This is a genomic window from Roseomonas sp. F4 (assembly GCF_053891155.1).
The window spans coordinates 833,643-849,384 of sequence record NZ_JBSSHK010000001.1 but is presented as its reverse complement, the minus strand read 5'-3'; the positions used below and the strand labels follow the sequence as shown (position 1 = coordinate 849,384).

The following is a 15,742-nucleotide window of genomic DNA, read 5'->3' as shown; positions in this document are numbered from 1 at the left end:
CCTGGCCTGCGGCGCGCTCCGCCTCGGGCGGCACGGTCACAGCGCGTCGGCCTTCACCCGGTAGATCTCCACCGGCCCGCGTCGCTCCGCCACGGTCGCCGCCAGTTCATAATCGCGGGCCACCGCCGCCATCACCTGCGCCGCCGCGGCCGGGCGCATGTTCTGCATCCAGGCGCGGTCCACCACGATCACGCGCGGACGGGCGGCCAGGACGCGGTCCAGCTCCGCCTCCGTGCTGGTATCCGACAGATCCTCGAATTCCCCGGTCAAATGGGCCGGGAAGGGAAAGCGCGTGGCGATGCGCAGGCCGGATAGGACATAGGCGCTGGTGTGGTAGTTGGCGATGAAGGCGTCCGCCCCCGGACCGCCCGCCGCCGCCATCGCCGCCGCCACCTCGCGCACCGGGTCGCGATGCAGCAGGCCGGGGCCGCGATCCAGCCGCTCATACATCTCCGGCACCCAGCCCTGCGCCGCCAGGCCCAGCAGCAGCACGGCCATGGCCGGCCGCACCAGATGCGGGCGGGCCAGCAGCCCCGCGACACGCCACAGCCCAACCGCCGCGAGCAGCGACAGCGACGGCAGCCACAGCAGGAAGTAATGCGCGAAGAAGAAGCCCGGCCCGGCGATGGCCAGGCAGGCAATACAGAACCAGGCGAGCGCCACCGCGGTCAGCAGCGCCGCGGGCCCGCGCGGCCGCCACAGCACCAACGCCACCAGCGCCGCCGCGAACATCAGGGTCAGTTGCACCGCCGCCGCGGCGATGCGCCGCCAGGCCTCCGCCCCAGCGATACGCTCCATGGAATAGCGGAAGGGGGCGAGGATCGAGCCGTCCAGGTAATCCGCCAGCCAGCCCTGCGCCCAGTAGATCAGCGCGAAGAGCAGGAAGGGCGTGGCGCAGAGCGCGGCATAGGCGCCTGCCATGGCCAAGGCACGGCGCCAGGGCAGCGCCCCGCGCCACAGCGCCGGCCCCAGCAGAACGGCGAAGGCCAGGCAGCCCGCCGGCACCACCACCTGCTTCACCACCAGCGCCCAGCCCACCAGCAGCCCCATCGCCACCAGGGAAAGCCAGCCCGGCGCCCGGCGTTCCGGCCCCAGCGCCTGGGCCGCGCCATGCATGGCGATGGCCATGGCGCTGGCCATGAAGGGCGCGATCAGCAATTCGGTATTGGTGCAAAGCCCGCTGAGCAGCAGCGTATGCGCTGCGTAGATCACGCCCGCGCTGACGCCGACGCCGCGCGGCGCCCCCGTCGCACGGGTCGCGCCATACAGCGCACAGCCGGTGGCGATCACACAGATCAGCCCAAGCAGCCGCACCGCTTCCACCGACACGCCGAAGGCCAGGAAGGCGAGCGCGAACATCGCCGGCGCGCCGATCGGGTGCATGTCCCAGGCGGCGACCAGCGGCCAGCCGCCGTTCAGCCATTCCCGGGCCTGCACCATGTACAGCCCCTCATCCGTATCGACCACCGCCGGGACGAAGGAGGTCAATCGCAGCAGCACCGCCGCGACGATGATGATGAGAAGCGCCAGGGCATCCGCCCGGCTGGGCCGGGCGGTGATGGCGGGGGCGTCGGGCAGGGTACGACCGTCCAGCATGGTCTCTCACGCGGCCGTGATGGCTCACACGCTACCCATCTCAAAGCTGGGGCGCGGATGCAACCGCTCTTCGCCCCTTGATGCGCCGCCCGCATGGCTTTCCCCGGGCGGCGCTGGGGCACAACAGAGGCAGCCTGCCTGCCGCGCGGTCAGCCTTCCCCTCAGTTTTCCGGCTGGAAGCCGCTCTCCCGCACGATTTCCCCCCATTCCTGGCGCTCCCGCCGGATGCGCTCGGCGAATTCGGCGGGGCTGGCGGAGATGGTGGGCAGGTATTCCAGCCGGTCCAGCGCCGCCACGATCTCCGGCATCCGTGCCACTTGGCTGATGCCGGCATGCAGGCCGTTGACGATGGCGGCCGGCGTATTGGCCGGCAGCAGCACGCCGAACCATTCATCCTTGGTCAGCGCCGGCTGGCCCAGCTCGGCGAAGGTCGGCAGGTTCGGGTAGCGCGGATTGCGCTCCGGCGAGGATATGGCGAGCATCCGCGCGCCGCTGCCCTCCTGCGGGGAGATGTCGCCCAGCACGCCGACAAAAATCGGCAGGCGGCCGCCGATCAGGTCCTGCATGGCCGGGGCAGCGCCGCGATAGGGCACATGCGTCATCCGCACATTGATCGCCTTGCCCAGCATCACCCCCAGGAAATGCGGCGCGGAGCCCGCGGCCGGGGAGGCGAAGGGCACGTCGCCCGGCTGGGCCTTCATCCAGGCCACCAGTTCCGGAAAGGTCTTCGCCGGATGAGTGCTGGGCACGGCGATGGCGAAGGGGAAGCTGCAGACGGTGGCAACCGGCGCCAGATCGGTCAGCGCGTCGTAGCGCACCTCCCGCGGGAAGACATGCGGCTGCAGCGTCAGCATGGAGGCCGGGGTCTGGACATAGATGCTGCCATCCGCCTCCCCCGCCTTCACCGCCTCCACCGCGATGCGCCCCGCCGCGCCGACGCGACCTTCCACGATCACATTCGGCGCGTAGATGCCGCGCAGCTTGTCGGCATAGAGCCGGGTGACGACGTCTGACGACCCGCCGGCCGGAAAGCCGACGATGGCGCGGGCATTGCGGTTGATGGTGGGCGTCGCCGCGGACTGCGCCAGGGCGGTGCGATGCAGAGCGGGCGTGGCCAGCGCGGCGGCGCCCAGCGCCAAGACGCGGCGGCGTGACAGGATCAGGCTCATCTCGGATCTCTCCTCCTTGGGGCCGGCGTCTGCGCGCCGGCTTGTGGTGCTACTTTGCCTTTTCGCCCTGTCGCGCGCCATCAGCGCGTCAGGCTGTCTCGATCAGCAATGCGATGCCCTGGCCGCCGCCGATGCAGGCGGAGGCGATGCCATAGCGCCCACCCCGCCGCCGCAGCCCCCGGGCGCAGGTGACCGCCAGGCGGATACCCGTGGCCGCCAGCGGATGGCCCAGCGCGATGGCGCCGCCATGCACGTTCAGCCGCCCCTCATCCAGGTCGAGTTCGCGCGCGCAGGCCATCACCTGGGCGCCAAAAGCCTCGTTGATTTCCACCAGGTCGATCTGGTGCAAGGCGAGGCCCACCCGATCCAGCAAGGCACGAATGGCCGGCACCGGGCCGATGCCCATCACCTCCGGCGCGCAGCCCACCGCCACAGCCGCGACCAGCCGGGCCAACGGCTGCCGCCCGCGCGCGAAGGCGCCGTCGCAGACCAGCGCGGCGGCGGCGCCATCGACCACGGCGGAGGAATTGCCGCCGGTCTGCACCCCGCCAAAGGCCGGCCGGATCCTTGCCAACGCCTCCACCGGCGAGGGGCGCGGATGCGTGTCGGCCGACAACTCCGTCACCTTGCGCGGCAGGGTGATGCCGCGATCGCGCAGCCCCTCCCGCGCGAAACTCGTGCTGGTGATGGTCAGCACTTCCTCGTCGAAGAAGCCGGCCTCCCGCGCCGCCAGCGCCCGGTCGAAGGATCGCGCCGCATAGGCATCCACCTCCGCCCGCGAAATGCCGTGGCGCTTCGCCAATTCCTCCGCCGTGCCGCCCATCGACAGGCCGCAGGCCGGGTCGTCCAGCGCCTCCCAGAGAAAATCCTTGAATTCGACGGGCGCGCCGAGGTCGAAGCCGGTGCGATGGGTGAAGGCGGCGATCGGGTTGCGGCTCATGCTCTCCGCGCCGACGCAGAGCGAAATGCCCGCGCCCTGCCGCTCCACCGCCGTGGCGCCCTGCACCAGCGCCTCGATCCCCGTGCCGCAGACGCGCTGCACCAGCAGCGCCGGCACCGCCATCGGCGCGCCGGCATAAAGGCCGATATGGCGCGGCAGCATATAGGCGTCGAAGCTGGCCTGGGCGACGGAGCCGGCGACGACATGGCCGATCGACCCTGGCTCGATCCCCGCCTTGGCGATCGCGCCCCGCGCGGCCGCGATGCCGAGGTCGATCGGCGAGACCTTGGCCAGCACCCCGCCCAGATCGGCGAAGGGCGTGCGGGCGCCGGCCAGCAGCCAGGCATCGCGCCATTCGGTGTGCAGCGCGGTCATGCATGGGCCTCCGTCAGGCAGATGATCTCGGGTCCCGGCGTCTCGGCATAGAGCGCCGCTACCAGCGCCGTGCGCTGCGCCAGCACGGCGCGCTGGTTGATCGAGCCCTTGTCGGTGATCTCCCCGGCATCGAGCGACAGCGGGGCGTCGAGCAGCACGGCGCGGGTGACGCGATTGGAACTGCCGGTGGCTTGGGAGGCCAGCCGCGCCAGCCCCTCCGCCAGCCTGTCGGTCAGGTCGGTGACGCCGGCGCAGGCCTCGCGTTCGGGGATCAGGATGGCGGCGATGTGGTCGCGGTCATGCCCGGCGATCACGGCATCCTTCACATAGGGCGCGCAGGCGGCGATCAGCTTTGCCCGCAGCGGGCCGACGCTGACCCAGGTGCCGGTCGCCAGCTTGAAATCCTCGGTGATGCGGCCGTCGAAGCGAAAACCCTTGTGCAGGTCAGCGGGGTCCAGCGGCACCAGCGCATCGCCAAGGCAGTAGAACCCTTCCTCGTCGAAGGCGGCGGCGGTGGCGGCCGGGTTGCGCCAATAGCCCGGCGTGATGGAGGGCCCGCGCACCCGCGCCTCCATCTTGCCCGCCACCGGCACCAGTTTCAGTTCGATGCCCGGCGCTGGCAGGCCGACCGCGCCGGATTCGGAAAAACCCTCCCGCACCACCAGGCAGAAGGGCGCCGTCTCGGTGGAGCCGAGGCCGGTGAAGATCGGAATGCGCCGGCCGCATTCGGCCAGCGAAAGCTCATCCAGCGCGTCCCACAGATGCTGCGGCAGGCCGGCGGCGGCGTAGTAGATCATCCGCAGTTTTTCGAAAAAGCGCCGGCGCAGCCCCGCATCCTGGCGAAGATGGTGGACCAGCTCCTCCAACCCACGCGGCACGTTGAAATGGATGCTGGTCGCGACCTCGCCGAGGTTGCGGAGCGTCTCGGCATAGCCGCCGGGCACCGGGCGGCCGTCATCCATGTGGAAGGTGCCGCCATTGTACAGCACCAGGCCGAGATTGTGGTTGCCGCCAAAGGTGTGGTGCCAGGGCAGCCAGTCCAGCAGCACCGGCGGTTCCTCCGCCACGAAGGGAAAAGCCTCCCGCAGCATCTGCTGATTCGAACACAGCATGCGATGGGTGTTGATGACGCCCTTGGGCTGGCCCGTGGAGCCCGAGGTGAACAGGATTTTTGCGACATCATCCGGCTGCACGGCGGCGGCCGCGGCTTCCACCGCCGGGGTCGGGGTGGTGGCCAGCAGCGCGGCCATCTCCGCACCGCCGCGCACCACCTCAACCCCCGGCGGCACGGCGGCGGCGATGGCCTCGGCGAAGCGGGCGCCATCCTCGGCGAAGACCAGGCCCGGCGTCAGCAGCGCCAGGCAGTGCCGCAACTTGGCGAAATCCTTGGCCAGCAGCGAATAGGCCGGGGAGACCGGCGCCACCGGCACGCCGACATGCAGCGCCGCCAGGGTCAGCATGGCCTGGTCCAGCCCATTGCCGGAGAGAATCACCAGCGGCCGTTCCGCCGATAGCCCGCGATCCAGCAGCGCCTGCCCCAGCGCCCGCACCTGCGCCAAGGCCTCGGCATAGGTGATCCGTCGCCAATCGCCGCCCAGTGCCGGATCGCGCTGCGCGATCAGCGTGCGGTCCGGCGCAACGGTCGCAAAATGCACCAGGCGTTCGGTCATGCAGCGGGGGTAGGCGCCGAGCTGCGGCTCCGGCGTGACCAGCAGCGCGCCATCCGACCGATGCGCGACGCGCACGGGGGCGGCGCCCATCCTGTGATGGGCTACGGACATCCCTATCCCTCCGAGGCACCGCGGCCCCTGATTGTTATATCCCATAATAGTAGGATCGCGGCCCCCTTCCAAGGGGCATGTCGTGTCCTGTAAGTCAGCTTCATGCCAATCCCACGCCGCCAGCCCAGGGACCGCGCCGGATTGCCCGATGCGGCCGCGCCGCCCGACATGTCGCCGCTGGACCACAAACTCGGATTCCGCCTGCGCCTGGCGCAGCAGACGGCCTTCGAGGCCTTCCACCGCCTGATGTCGCCGCTCGGCCTGACCCCCGGCCGTATGGGTGTGCTGCTGCTGCTGGAGGTCAATCCGGATATCCGCCAGACAGTGCTGGCGGAGGCGCTGCGCATCAAGCCCTCCAACCTCACCGTGCTGCTGGCGGCGCTGGAGGCCGAGGGGCTGGTCCGCCGGGCGGAGGAAGCGGGCAACCGCCGCGCCAACCTGCTGCGCCTGACCCCCGCCGGCCGCGCCCTGCTCATGCGCGCCAAGGCGGCGGAGGCGGAGGTGGAGCGGCAATTGACCGACAGCCTGACGCCCCCGGAACGTGCCGCCCTGATCTCTGCCCTTGCCCGGGTCGCCGCCGGCTGAGCCTTGCCTGCGCCAGCCCCGCCGCCTAACGTTATATGGCATAACAAATGAGGAAAGCCCGGCATGGCTGAGGATCTGGTCAGCCTGGAGATCCGCGACACGGTCGCCTGGATCGGCCTGAATCGCCCGGCCAAGCGGAACGCCATCAACGACGCGCTGCTGGCGGCGCTGGACGTGGCGGTGGCACAGGCGCAGGCCTCGGCACGGGCGATGGTGCTGTTCGGCCACGGCCCCTGCTTCTGCGCCGGCCTCGACCTTTCCGAACACGGCGCCCGCACGGCGGAGGCGGTGTTCCACCATTCCCGAAGCTGGCACGCGACCTTCCGCCGCATCCGCGCCGGCCGCATCCCGGCCATCGCCGCGATCCACGGCGCCTGTGTCGGCGGCGGTCTCGAACTCGCCGCCGCCTGCCATATCCGCCTGGCCGATCCGACCGCGCTGTTTGCCCTGCCGGAAGGCAGCCGCGGCATCTTCGTGGGCGGCGGCGCCAGCGTGCATGTGGCGCGGCTGATCGGCACGGCGCGGATGACGGACATGATGCTGACCGGCCGCGCCCTGGATGCGTCGGCCGCGGAGCGCGCCGGTCTGGTGACCTACCTGCCCCCCGAGGGCGGCGCCCTGGAACAGGCCGGCGCGGTGGCGGCCAAGGTGGCGGGAATGGCGCCGCTGACCGTGCTCGGCGTGCTCCAGGCCCTGCCCCGCATCCAGGACATGGCGGAGGAGGACGGGCTGTTCGTCGAGAGCCTGATCGCCGCCCTGGCCCAAACCGGGCCGGAGGCGCAGGCTGGCCTCGCCGCCTTCCTGGAAAAGCGGGCGGCCAAGGCGGGGGAGGCCTGACCATGGATCTGCGCGGCGCATCGGCACTGGTCACCGGCGGCGGCTCCGGCCTCGGCGCCGCGACGGCGGAGGCGCTGGCCGCCGCCGGCGCGATGGTGGTGGTCTTCGACATCAACGCGGCCGCCGCACAGGCCGTGGCCGCGCGCATCGGCGGCGTGGCGGTGGCGGGCGACGTGGCGGAGGAAGCGCCGCTGGCCGCGGCGGTGGAGGCGGCCGCCGCCCTCGCCCCGCTGCGGCTCGCGGTGGCCTGCGCCGGCATCGCCCCGGCCGGCCGCGTCGCCGGGCGCCAGGGGCCGCATGACCTGGCGCTGTTCGAACGGGTGGTGCGGGTGAACCTGGTCGGCACCTTCAACCTGCTGCGCCTGGCCGCTGCGCGCATGACCACCAATGACCCGCTGCCGAATGGCGAGCGCGGCCTGGTCGTCGCCACCGCCTCCATCGCCGCCTATGAGGGCCAGATCGGCCAATGCGCCTATGCGGCGTCGAAGGGCGGCGTGGTGGCGCTGACCCTGCCGGCGGCGCGGGAGCTGGCTCGATTTGGCGTGCGGGTGGTGACGCTGGCGCCCGGCCTATTCCACACGCCGCTGATGGACACGCTGACGCCCGAGGCGCGCGAAAGCCTCGGCAAGATGCCGCTGTTCCCCGCCCGGCTGGGAAAGCCGGAAGAATATGCGGCGATGGTGCTGGCCATCGCGGCGAACCCGTTGCTGAACGGGGAGACGATCCGGCTGGACGGGGCGCTGCGGCTGCCGCCGGCGTGACCCGGCGGCCAGTTCAAATCCCCCCTTGCCTGGCCTATCCTGTCCGCTGGCGCCTGAAGCGGGAGCGGGTTTGAAAGACATCATCATCTTCGGGACGGGCCCGATCGCGGAGCTGGCCGAGCTGTATTTCCGGGAGGATGCCGGCCGCCGCGTCGCGGGCTTCACCGTGGATGCCGCCTATGCCACCGCCCCCAGCTTCGGCGGCCTGCCATTGGTGGCCTTCGAGGATATCGAGGCCCGCTTCCCACCAGCGGAGTACGATGTCTTCGTCGCGCTGGCCTATACCAAGCTGAACCGCCTGCGGCGGGAAAAGGTGGATGCCGCCGCGGCCCGCGGCTACGGCATCGCGCATTACGTCAGCAGCCATGCCACGCGCTTTTCCACCTTCGCCCCGGCGGAGAACCAGTTCATCCTGGAGGACAATACCCTCCAACCCTTCGCGCGCATCGGCCGCAACGTCACGCTGTGGTCCGGCAACCATATCGGCCATCACAGCGAGATCGCGGAGGATGTGTTCATCGCCTCCCATGTCGTGGTGTCCGGCGGGGTGAAGATCGGGCCGCGCAGCTTCATCGGCGTCAACGTCACCATCCGCGACCATGTGACCATCGGCGCGGATTGCGTGATCGGCGCGGGGGCGCGTGTGCTGGCGGATGTGCCGGATGGCTCCGTCATGGCGCCTGGCGGGACGGAAATCTCCAAGGTGCCGAGCAGCCGGCTGAAGCGGATCTGAACGGCATGGCCCGCATCGCCTATCGCTGCCCGGTGACAGGCCAGGCCCTGACGGCGGGGCCGGAAGGGCTGGTCCGGCCGGATGGCGCGCTCTACCGATTCCTGCCCGGAAGCGAGGTCCCCAACTTCCTGGACCTCGCCGCCGCGGGCGAAGGCCAGCGGACCAGCCTCGGCATGTATGACACCGCCAGCGCGACCGCGATCTACCGCAACTTCCTCGACTGGCTCTTCGCCACCTTCGGGGAGGATGAGGCGGCGTGGCGCCAGGCGATGGTCGGGCGGCTTTCGCTTCAGCCGGGCGAGGCGGTGCTGGTGACGGGCTGCGGGCTCGGCGACGATATCCCCCCCATGCTGCGGGCTGTCGGCCCGGGCGGCGAGGTGCATGCCCAGGACCTTTCGCCCGCCATGGTGCAGGCAGCCGTGACCCAATGGGCCGAGGTCGGCGGCCCGCAACCCCGCTTTTCCGTGGGCGACGCCGCGCGGCTGCCCTTCGCGGATGGCGTCTTCGACGCCGTCTTCCACTTCGGCGGCATCAACCTGTTCGACGACATCGCGGGCGGCATCGCCGAGATGGCGCGCGTGGTGCGCCCGGGCGGGCGCGTGGTCTTCGGGGATGAGGGCGTGGCGCCCTGGCTGCGGGACACGGATTACGGGCGGATGGTCGTGACCAACATCCCCCTTTGGGGACGCGAAGCCCCGATCACCTCGCTGCCGCCCACGGCGCGGCAGGTTTCGCTCGATTGGGTGCTCGGCAACTGCTTCTGGGTGATCGGCTTCTCCGTCGGCGAGGGCCTGCCGCATCTCGACCCGCATGTGCCGCATAAGGGGCGGCGCGGCGGCAGCATGTGGAGCCGCTACCATGGCAGGCTGGAAGGCGTGACTCCGGAAACCCGGGCGCGGGTCGAACAGGCCGCCGCCGCGGCCGGGCTGTCGGTGCATGACTGGCTGGAAGCGGCGCTGCAGGCGCGGCTGGCGGAGTCGGCAGACCCCCCGGGTCAATCCTCCAGCACAGCGATGCCGAAGCCGGTTCGGCCGTAGCCGACGCCGTTATGCAGCATGTAGCGATGTCCGGCATGGTCGAAGACCGCCGGATAGGTGCGGGTGCCCCGTTCCCAATCCGCCTCCGGCGTCACGAAGCCGATCGCGTCATCCGCCCGCCGCCAGGTGACGCCATCGGCGGAATGCGCATAGCCCAGGGCGTAACTTTCCAGTCGGCGGCAGTACCAGAGATGCCAGCCAGCGGCGTCACGCAGCACGCAGGGCCGCGACAGCGCCCATTCCGCATCCTCGGCATGGTCGAGCGCGCGCCGCGCGTCACGCCGCCAGGTCACGCCGTCGTCCTGCGACACGGCGCGGCGGATCGGGTGGTCGATGGCGCGGCCGCCACGCGGCGGGCATTGATGGGTGCCGTACCAGATCGACAGCCCCGCATCTTCCCGCAGCACCCAGGGATAGCCGAGGCTCAGCGGGTCCGTCGCATCCCGGTCCAGCGCGGGCGCGAAGGAAAGGCGGCGCAGGCAGGCCTCCCCCGGCGCGGCACGAGCACGGCCGATGGCAGTCCGGAAGGGAACGGAACGCCCGAGGCTCCAGCCCAGGAACCAGCAATCGAGCCCACCATCCGGATGCCAGCCCACCCAGCCGACCGAGGCCCCCGCATCGTCGAAGGCACCGACGGGGCCGGGTTCGAGCCAGGGGCCGCGCGGCGGGCCCAGCTTCTCGAAGCCATCCGGTCGAAGCGCGAGGTCGAGCGACCAGATGCCGGACCGCCCCTGCGTGTCGCGGGGGGAGAAGAAGACCCGCAGGCTGCCATCCGGCATGGCGAGCGGCGTGGGGTAGGCGGCATGGGTGGCGTGGCCCGCCGCCTCCCCGGCCGCGACATGCACATGCCCCAGCGCTCGCCAGCGCTGGCGCTCAGCCATGGGAGCCGGGCGCATGGCGCTGGATCAGGGTGAATTCCCACAGGCCGTAATCCTGCAGGACCGCGGCGTGACGGCCATGGCGGGCGATCATCGCCGCCAGCATCGCGGCAGGGTCGGCATAATGCAGATCGGCCCGGCGACGTTCCGGGTCGCTGTTCAGGCTGAGCATGTTGAAGGCGAAGCCACGGCGCGAGGACCGCGCCAGCCCCTCGATCACGCCATCCACATAGCCCGGCCAGGCGGCCGGATCGGCGCCGCGGATGACGTTGAGGATGCCGCTGGCAATGGCGTAGTCCGCCGCCTCCGGGCTTTCGGCGCCAAGGAAGAAGGCGCGATCCGGTCCTTCGCCATGCAGCCGGCGCGCTTCCTCCACCATGGCCGGGGCGACATCGAGGCCGATATAGCGGCCGCGATGGCCATGGGCGCGGAGGAAGGGCAGGAAATCGCCATAGCCGCAGCCGAGGTCGAGGATGCTGGCCTCCGGATCCCCTTCCACCAGGCGGAGGAACTGGCGGTGGCGCAGGCGCTGGCCTTCCTCATCCTTCCAATCCACCCCCTTCGCGGTGGGGCCATGCGTCGCCAGCGCCTGCTCGTAATGGGCCGTGACGGCCTTCAGGATCGGGTCTTGCATCAAGGCCGAACCTGGCCGAGACGAGCGGCGCGGCGGGCGCGCCAGGCATCGGTGCTGGGTGCGGGCTGGTAGTCCAGGCCGAGCCGGCGGCGCAGCACGGGGTCCAGCCCCGGCCGGTCCCGAAACGCCACCTGCTGCGCCAACAGCGGAATGCCGTGCAGGGTGTTGATGGCGCGACGCGGCCGGGTGCCGCGATTCACCCCGCCGCGGTGAAAGCACATGGCGTCGAAGACCACGATGGCGCCGGCGGCCGCATGCGCCGGCATCGCCCAGCGATCGACGAAGGCGCGGGAGGGAAAGGCGTCATGCAGGTGCGAGCCCGGCAGGAACAGCGTGGATCCGCTGGTCGCGTCGAAATCATCCAGCACGGCCAGCGCACCGAGGGCGATCGGCTTGCTGGAGACCCAGGACTGATAGGGCAGGTCGCGGTGCCAGCTCTGCTGATGATGCTCCGCGGCATCGGGCGGCATGACGATGCCGTTCTGCTGCATGACCAGCGCGGCGGGTCCGAGCACCGCCTCCACCACCGCATCCAGGGCCGGGGCGCGCAGGATTTCGAGGAAGACGTCATCCTCCTCCAGCAGCGCGCGCGCCTGGCCGGCATCGCCGATGGCCGCGAGCGCGGGCTCTCCCCCAAACCGCGCGGTCTGCTCCGCCAGGACGCGGTCCAGCGCCGCCCGCAGCGCCTCGACCAGCGGCGGCGGCAGGGCGGCGTCCAGCACCGTGACGCCGTTGCGGGACAATTCCTCCAGCGCCAGGGACAAGGCCGGGTCCGCGGTCGCGGCATCCGTGGTGGTGGTGCTGACGCCGTAGGATTTCATCGTTGCCACCCATCATCCCGTTCGATCCTGTGGCCTGCCGCGACATGCCGGGCAAGCCTGGGCGCCTCAGCCACCCAGCGCCTCCCGCGCCCCCTGCACGCCAAGCGTCAGCAGGGGGTCGAGGACCGAGATCGCCGGCTCGAAATCACCCCAGAGCTGCGGATATTGCGGCAATCCGGCATAAGACATCCACTCCACCGCGATGCCGCGCGCGGCGAAGGCGCCCTCATCCAGATAGGACCGGGCGGAAGGGCCGGAGATGTAGTGCGTGGCGCCAACCGCCGCCGCCAGCTCGACCAGCCGGGTCGTCGCATCCAGCGCGGCCAGCGTCTCCCGTGGCAGCAGGTCCACGTCACGCTGGAAGGGTGTGTCGATGCCGAGCAGCCCGGCCAGTGCCCGCGTCAGCCCCTGGTTCACGGCGGAGAGCATCGCCTCCCCCGCCGCCGTCGCATAGGCGCTCCGCAGCGGGTCGATCACCTCCGCAAAGCCGGCGCCACGGCGATAGGCGCCCTCGATGCTGCGCAGATGCTTCGCCGACCAGCCGGGCTCGGCGACCTCCATGGCGTCGATCGGGGCATGGTAATTGCCCTTCTGCTTCACCGGGATGGTCAGCCAGAGCGGCCCATGCGGCGTCTTGATACGGTTGCGCGTGCGCCAGTCGCGCCGGGTGAACTGCACGCTGTCCAGGAAGATGTAGGCATCGCAGCGCGCCATCATGGCGAAGGCGCCGCGCCAGGGGATGTAGGAGGATTGGACGATGCCGACGCAGCGCCGCGGCCTGGTGCTCACCGGTTGCGGCCGAAGAAGGCGCCGACCGCCGCCACCACCCGCTCCACATCCGCATCGGTCAGGCCCAGATACATCGGCAGCCGCACCAGCCGCGCGGCGATGTCATCGGTCGCCGCCAGCTCGCCATCGACCCGGCCGAAGCGCTGGCCGGCGGGGGAGGAGTGCAACGGCACATAATGGAACACGGCATGGATGCCCTGGCCGGTCAGGTGTTCCAGCAGGCGCGGCCGGCTCCCGGCATCCGGCGTCAGCAGCCAGAAGATATGGCCATTGGCCGCGGTGCCCGGCGCTTCCGGCAGCGTCACCAGCCCGGCCTCCGCCAGCGGCGCCAGGCCTTCGCGATAGGCGTCATAGATGGCGCGACGGCGGGCGATGATGTCATCCGCGCGTTCGAGCTGCGCATAGAGGAAGGCGGAGACGATCTCCCCCGGGCAATAGCTGCTGCCGATGTCGCGCCAGGTGTATTTGTCCACCTCGCCACGGAAGAAACGGCTGCGATCGGTGCCCTTTTCCCGCAGGATCTCGGCGCGCTCGATCAGGGCCGGGTCGTTGATCAGCAGCGCGCCGCCCTCGCCGGAGATGATGTTCTTCGTCTCGTGGAAGGACAGGCAGCCGAGATGGCCGATGGTGCCCAATGCGCGGCCCTGCCAGTCCGAGAGCTGCGCCTGCGCCGCATCCTCCACCACCAGAAGGTTGTGGCGCTGCGCGATCCGCATGATCGCATCCATCTCGCAGGCCAGGCCGGCATAATGGACGGGGACGATGACGCGGGTGCGGGGCGTGATCGCGCGCTCGATCAGCGCCTCGTCGATGTTCAGCGTGTCGCGCCGGATATCCACGAAGACCGGCACCGCGCCGCGCAGCACGAAGGCTGTGGCAGTGGAGGAAAAGGTGAAGGAGGGCATGATGACCTCATCCCCCGGCCCCACCTCGGCCAGCATCGCCGCCATCTCCAGCGCCGCGGTGCAGGAATGGACCATCAGCGCCCGCTTGGCCGCCGCGCGCTGTTCGATCCAAGCCTCGCAGCGCCGCATGAAGGGGCCGCCGCCGGAGATGGTGCCGTTCTGGATCGCCTCCGCGATATAGAACATTTCGCGTCCGACGATGGCGGGACGGCCGAAGGGAATCTTCCCAGGTGGCGGTGCGGGCATGAAGCCCTGTCCCGCACTTCGCCACAGGCGTCAAGCGAAGCCGCCCGCCGCCTTGGCAGCCCGGCATGGACGCCTCGGGGGCGGTCGCGTAAGCCATTGCGGCCATGTCCCCGCCCCCTCCTTCCGCCGCCGAACAGGCCGCGACACTCGGTCGCCTGATGGCCCTGGGGGGCGATGCCGCCCGCGCGGCACATGCGGCCTTCGCCGCCGACCTGACCGCGCTGCTGGACCTGCCGCCAGGGCAGGTCGCGGACCCGGCGGCCTGGACCGCGGCGATCCGCCACGCCCATGCCTATTACGCCTGGTCCTGGGATGCGCGGGCGGTCGCGCTGGTGCCGGCCCTGACCCACGCCATCGAGGCCCGCGCCCGGCAGCCGGTGCCTGACATGCCGGCGCTGCTGGAATTGCTGGACCTGCTGTATTTCATCGGCTGGTGCTTCGAGGCGTCGAACCTGGCGCAGTGCCGCCTGGTGCTGCCCGGCATGCAGGCCGCCGCCCGCGCCTTCCATCGCCTGGCACGGCCAGCCGCCCGCCTGAGCCCCGGCCCGCCGCGCATCTGCTTCCTGTCCATGTTCGCCGGCAAGCGCAACGTGATGACGCTGGCGCCCCGCATGCTGCTGGACGCCTTCCGCGCCCTGCCCGGCGGCTGCGCACTGTCCATGGTCGCCTGGCGCTTCGCCGAGCCGGAATTCGTGGAGGAGCTGCGCGCGGCCGGCGTCAGCGTCACCGTCACCCAGGGCGAGACCACGACGGAACGGCTGGCCGCCGCGCAGGCGGCGGTGGCGGCGATCGCACCGGACATCCTGATCACCGACATGAACAATGCGGTGCCGATCGCGCTCTTCGCCCAGCGCGCGGCGCCGGCGCAGGTCTTCCTGCAGGGCGGAATGCCAGCCTTCCCCACGCCGGGACTGGACGCGGTGTATGACAGCTTCGGCATCGGCGCGACCGGCACCGGCTGGGGCGGCGCGCGGCTGCTGCCCTTCGACACGCCCTGGGACCTCGACATGCTGCTGCCCCCGCCGGACCCGGCCCAGATGGCGGCGGAAGCGGCGGACATGCCGCCGGGCCGGCCGCTGTTCGGCGTCTATGGCCGTCTGGTGAAGCTGACGCCCGATTACCTTCGGGTGGTGGAGCGCATCCTGCTGGCCGTACCCGCCGCGCATTTCGTCGCCGGCGGCACCGGGGAGGCCGAGGTCATCCAGGATTTTGCCCGCACCAGCCCGGCCGGCGCACGCATCCACATCCGCAACCGCTTCGTCCCAGGCCATGCCTGGGGCCGGCTGCTGGACCTGTATCTGGACACCTGGCCGCTGACCGGCGGCGAAAGCGTGCGGGAGACGATGGCCAAGGGCTGCCCCGTGGTCAGCCGCCACAGCGCGGAGATGCCGGCGCTGGACCGCCAGCGCGAACCGGCGCTGGTGGCGCAGGACGAGGCGGGCTTCGCCGATCTCGCCATCGGCCTGTTGCGGGATGACGCCGCGCGCCAGCAGGCCGGCGCCCGCGCCGCCGCCTTCGCCCGCCGCATGGCGGACCCCGCCCCCTTCGCCCGGCAGAGCGCGGAGGCGGTGCGCCTGCTGCTGCGCGACGCCGGATCGCGGCTTTCCCTCACCGGCCGCCTGTTGCGGCGCATCGGCCTGGGCCCTGTATGACGG

At 71.2% G+C, this 15,742-nt stretch carries 15 protein-coding genes; 6 read left to right on the top strand and 9 right to left on the bottom strand.

Annotated elements, in window-relative coordinates; translation table 11 throughout:
* Window positions 1–36: 36 nt before the first annotated feature.
* The 4 genes from ACVFYP_RS04055 to ACVFYP_RS04040 all read right to left on the bottom strand — a co-directional run bounded on the left by ACVFYP_RS04055 (window position 37) and on the right by ACVFYP_RS04040 (window position 5,861).
* Window positions 37–1,596: an ArnT family glycosyltransferase gene (locus ACVFYP_RS04055; RefSeq protein WP_499198840.1), complete on the bottom strand. Its 1,560-nt coding sequence runs from the start codon at window positions 1,594–1,596 to the stop codon at window positions 37–39.
* Between the two features lie 161 nt (window positions 1,597–1,757).
* Window positions 1,758–2,765 carry a tripartite tricarboxylate transporter substrate-binding protein gene (locus ACVFYP_RS04050; RefSeq protein ID WP_499198839.1) on the bottom strand — a complete coding sequence of 336 codons (1,008 nt, stop codon included), beginning with the start codon at window positions 2,763–2,765 and terminating at the stop codon, window positions 1,758–1,760.
* A gap of 88 nt (window positions 2,766–2,853) precedes the next feature.
* Window positions 2,854–4,080 (bottom strand): thiolase family protein, encoded by a 1,227-nt coding sequence (locus ACVFYP_RS04045; protein WP_499198838.1) that lies wholly within the window; start codon window positions 4,078–4,080, stop codon window positions 2,854–2,856.
* Window positions 4,077–5,861, bottom strand: a complete 1,785-nt coding sequence (locus ACVFYP_RS04040) for a feruloyl-CoA synthase (protein ID WP_499198837.1) — start codon at window positions 5,859–5,861, stop codon at window positions 4,077–4,079. Before ACVFYP_RS04040 ends, ACVFYP_RS04045 begins: the two co-directional genes overlap by 4 nt.
* Before the next feature lie 102 nt (window positions 5,862–5,963).
* On the opposite strand from ACVFYP_RS04040, the gene ACVFYP_RS04035 reads away from it, so the two are divergent.
* The 5 genes from ACVFYP_RS04035 (at window position 5,964) to ACVFYP_RS04015 (ending at window position 9,814) form a co-directional block, all read left to right on the top strand.
* Window positions 5,964–6,446 (top strand): MarR family winged helix-turn-helix transcriptional regulator, encoded by a 483-nt coding sequence (locus ACVFYP_RS04035; RefSeq protein ID WP_499198836.1) that lies wholly within the window; start codon window positions 5,964–5,966, stop codon window positions 6,444–6,446.
* A gap of 63 nt (window positions 6,447–6,509) precedes the next feature.
* On the top strand, window positions 6,510–7,283 hold the full coding sequence (locus ACVFYP_RS04030) for a crotonase/enoyl-CoA hydratase family protein (RefSeq protein ID WP_499198835.1): 774 nt from the start codon (window positions 6,510–6,512) through the stop codon (window positions 7,281–7,283).
* 2 nt (window positions 7,284–7,285) lie between these two features.
* Complete coding sequence (locus ACVFYP_RS04025; RefSeq protein WP_499198834.1) at window positions 7,286–8,044, top strand: SDR family NAD(P)-dependent oxidoreductase; 759 nt, start codon at window positions 7,286–7,288, stop codon at window positions 8,042–8,044.
* Between the two features lie 70 nt (window positions 8,045–8,114).
* Window positions 8,115–8,777: an acetyltransferase gene (locus ACVFYP_RS04020; RefSeq protein ID WP_499198833.1), complete on the top strand. Its 663-nt coding sequence runs from the start codon at window positions 8,115–8,117 to the stop codon at window positions 8,775–8,777.
* 5 nt (window positions 8,778–8,782) lie between these two features.
* Window positions 8,783–9,814, top strand: coding sequence for a class I SAM-dependent methyltransferase (locus ACVFYP_RS04015; RefSeq protein WP_499198832.1), 1,032 nt, complete (start codon window positions 8,783–8,785; stop codon window positions 9,812–9,814).
* Here the strand turns inward: ACVFYP_RS04015 and ACVFYP_RS04010 are convergent.
* The 5 genes from ACVFYP_RS04010 to rffA form a co-directional block, all read right to left on the bottom strand.
* Window positions 9,772–10,695, bottom strand: a complete 924-nt coding sequence (locus ACVFYP_RS04010) for a hypothetical protein (RefSeq protein WP_499198831.1) — start codon at window positions 10,693–10,695, stop codon at window positions 9,772–9,774. The genes ACVFYP_RS04015 and ACVFYP_RS04010 overlap by 43 nt on opposite strands.
* Window positions 10,688–11,326, bottom strand: coding sequence for a methyltransferase (locus tag ACVFYP_RS04005; RefSeq protein ID WP_499198830.1), 639 nt, complete (start codon window positions 11,324–11,326; stop codon window positions 10,688–10,690). The genes ACVFYP_RS04010 and ACVFYP_RS04005 overlap by 8 nt, the downstream gene beginning before the upstream one ends.
* The gene (locus ACVFYP_RS04000) at window positions 11,326–12,147 is read right to left on the bottom strand and encodes a phytanoyl-CoA dioxygenase family protein (protein ID WP_499198829.1); all 822 of its coding nucleotides are present in this window, start codon (window positions 12,145–12,147) and stop codon (window positions 11,326–11,328) included. The genes ACVFYP_RS04005 and ACVFYP_RS04000 overlap by 1 nt, the downstream gene beginning before the upstream one ends.
* Window positions 12,148–12,213: 66 nt before the next feature.
* Window positions 12,214–12,936: a WbqC family protein gene (locus ACVFYP_RS03995; protein WP_499198828.1), complete on the bottom strand. Its 723-nt coding sequence runs from the start codon at window positions 12,934–12,936 to the stop codon at window positions 12,214–12,216.
* A complete protein-coding gene (gene rffA / locus ACVFYP_RS03990; RefSeq protein ID WP_499198827.1) occupies window positions 12,933–14,087 on the bottom strand; it encodes a dTDP-4-amino-4,6-dideoxygalactose transaminase in 1,155 nt (384 codons plus the stop codon). The genes ACVFYP_RS03995 and rffA overlap by 4 nt, the downstream gene beginning before the upstream one ends.
* 104 nt (window positions 14,088–14,191) lie before the next feature.
* Between rffA and ACVFYP_RS03985 the strand changes: the two genes are divergently transcribed.
* Window positions 14,192–15,739 (top strand): hypothetical protein, encoded by a 1,548-nt coding sequence (locus ACVFYP_RS03985; RefSeq protein WP_499198826.1) that lies wholly within the window; start codon window positions 14,192–14,194, stop codon window positions 15,737–15,739.
* The last annotated feature ends 3 nt before the right edge of the window (window positions 15,740–15,742 follow it).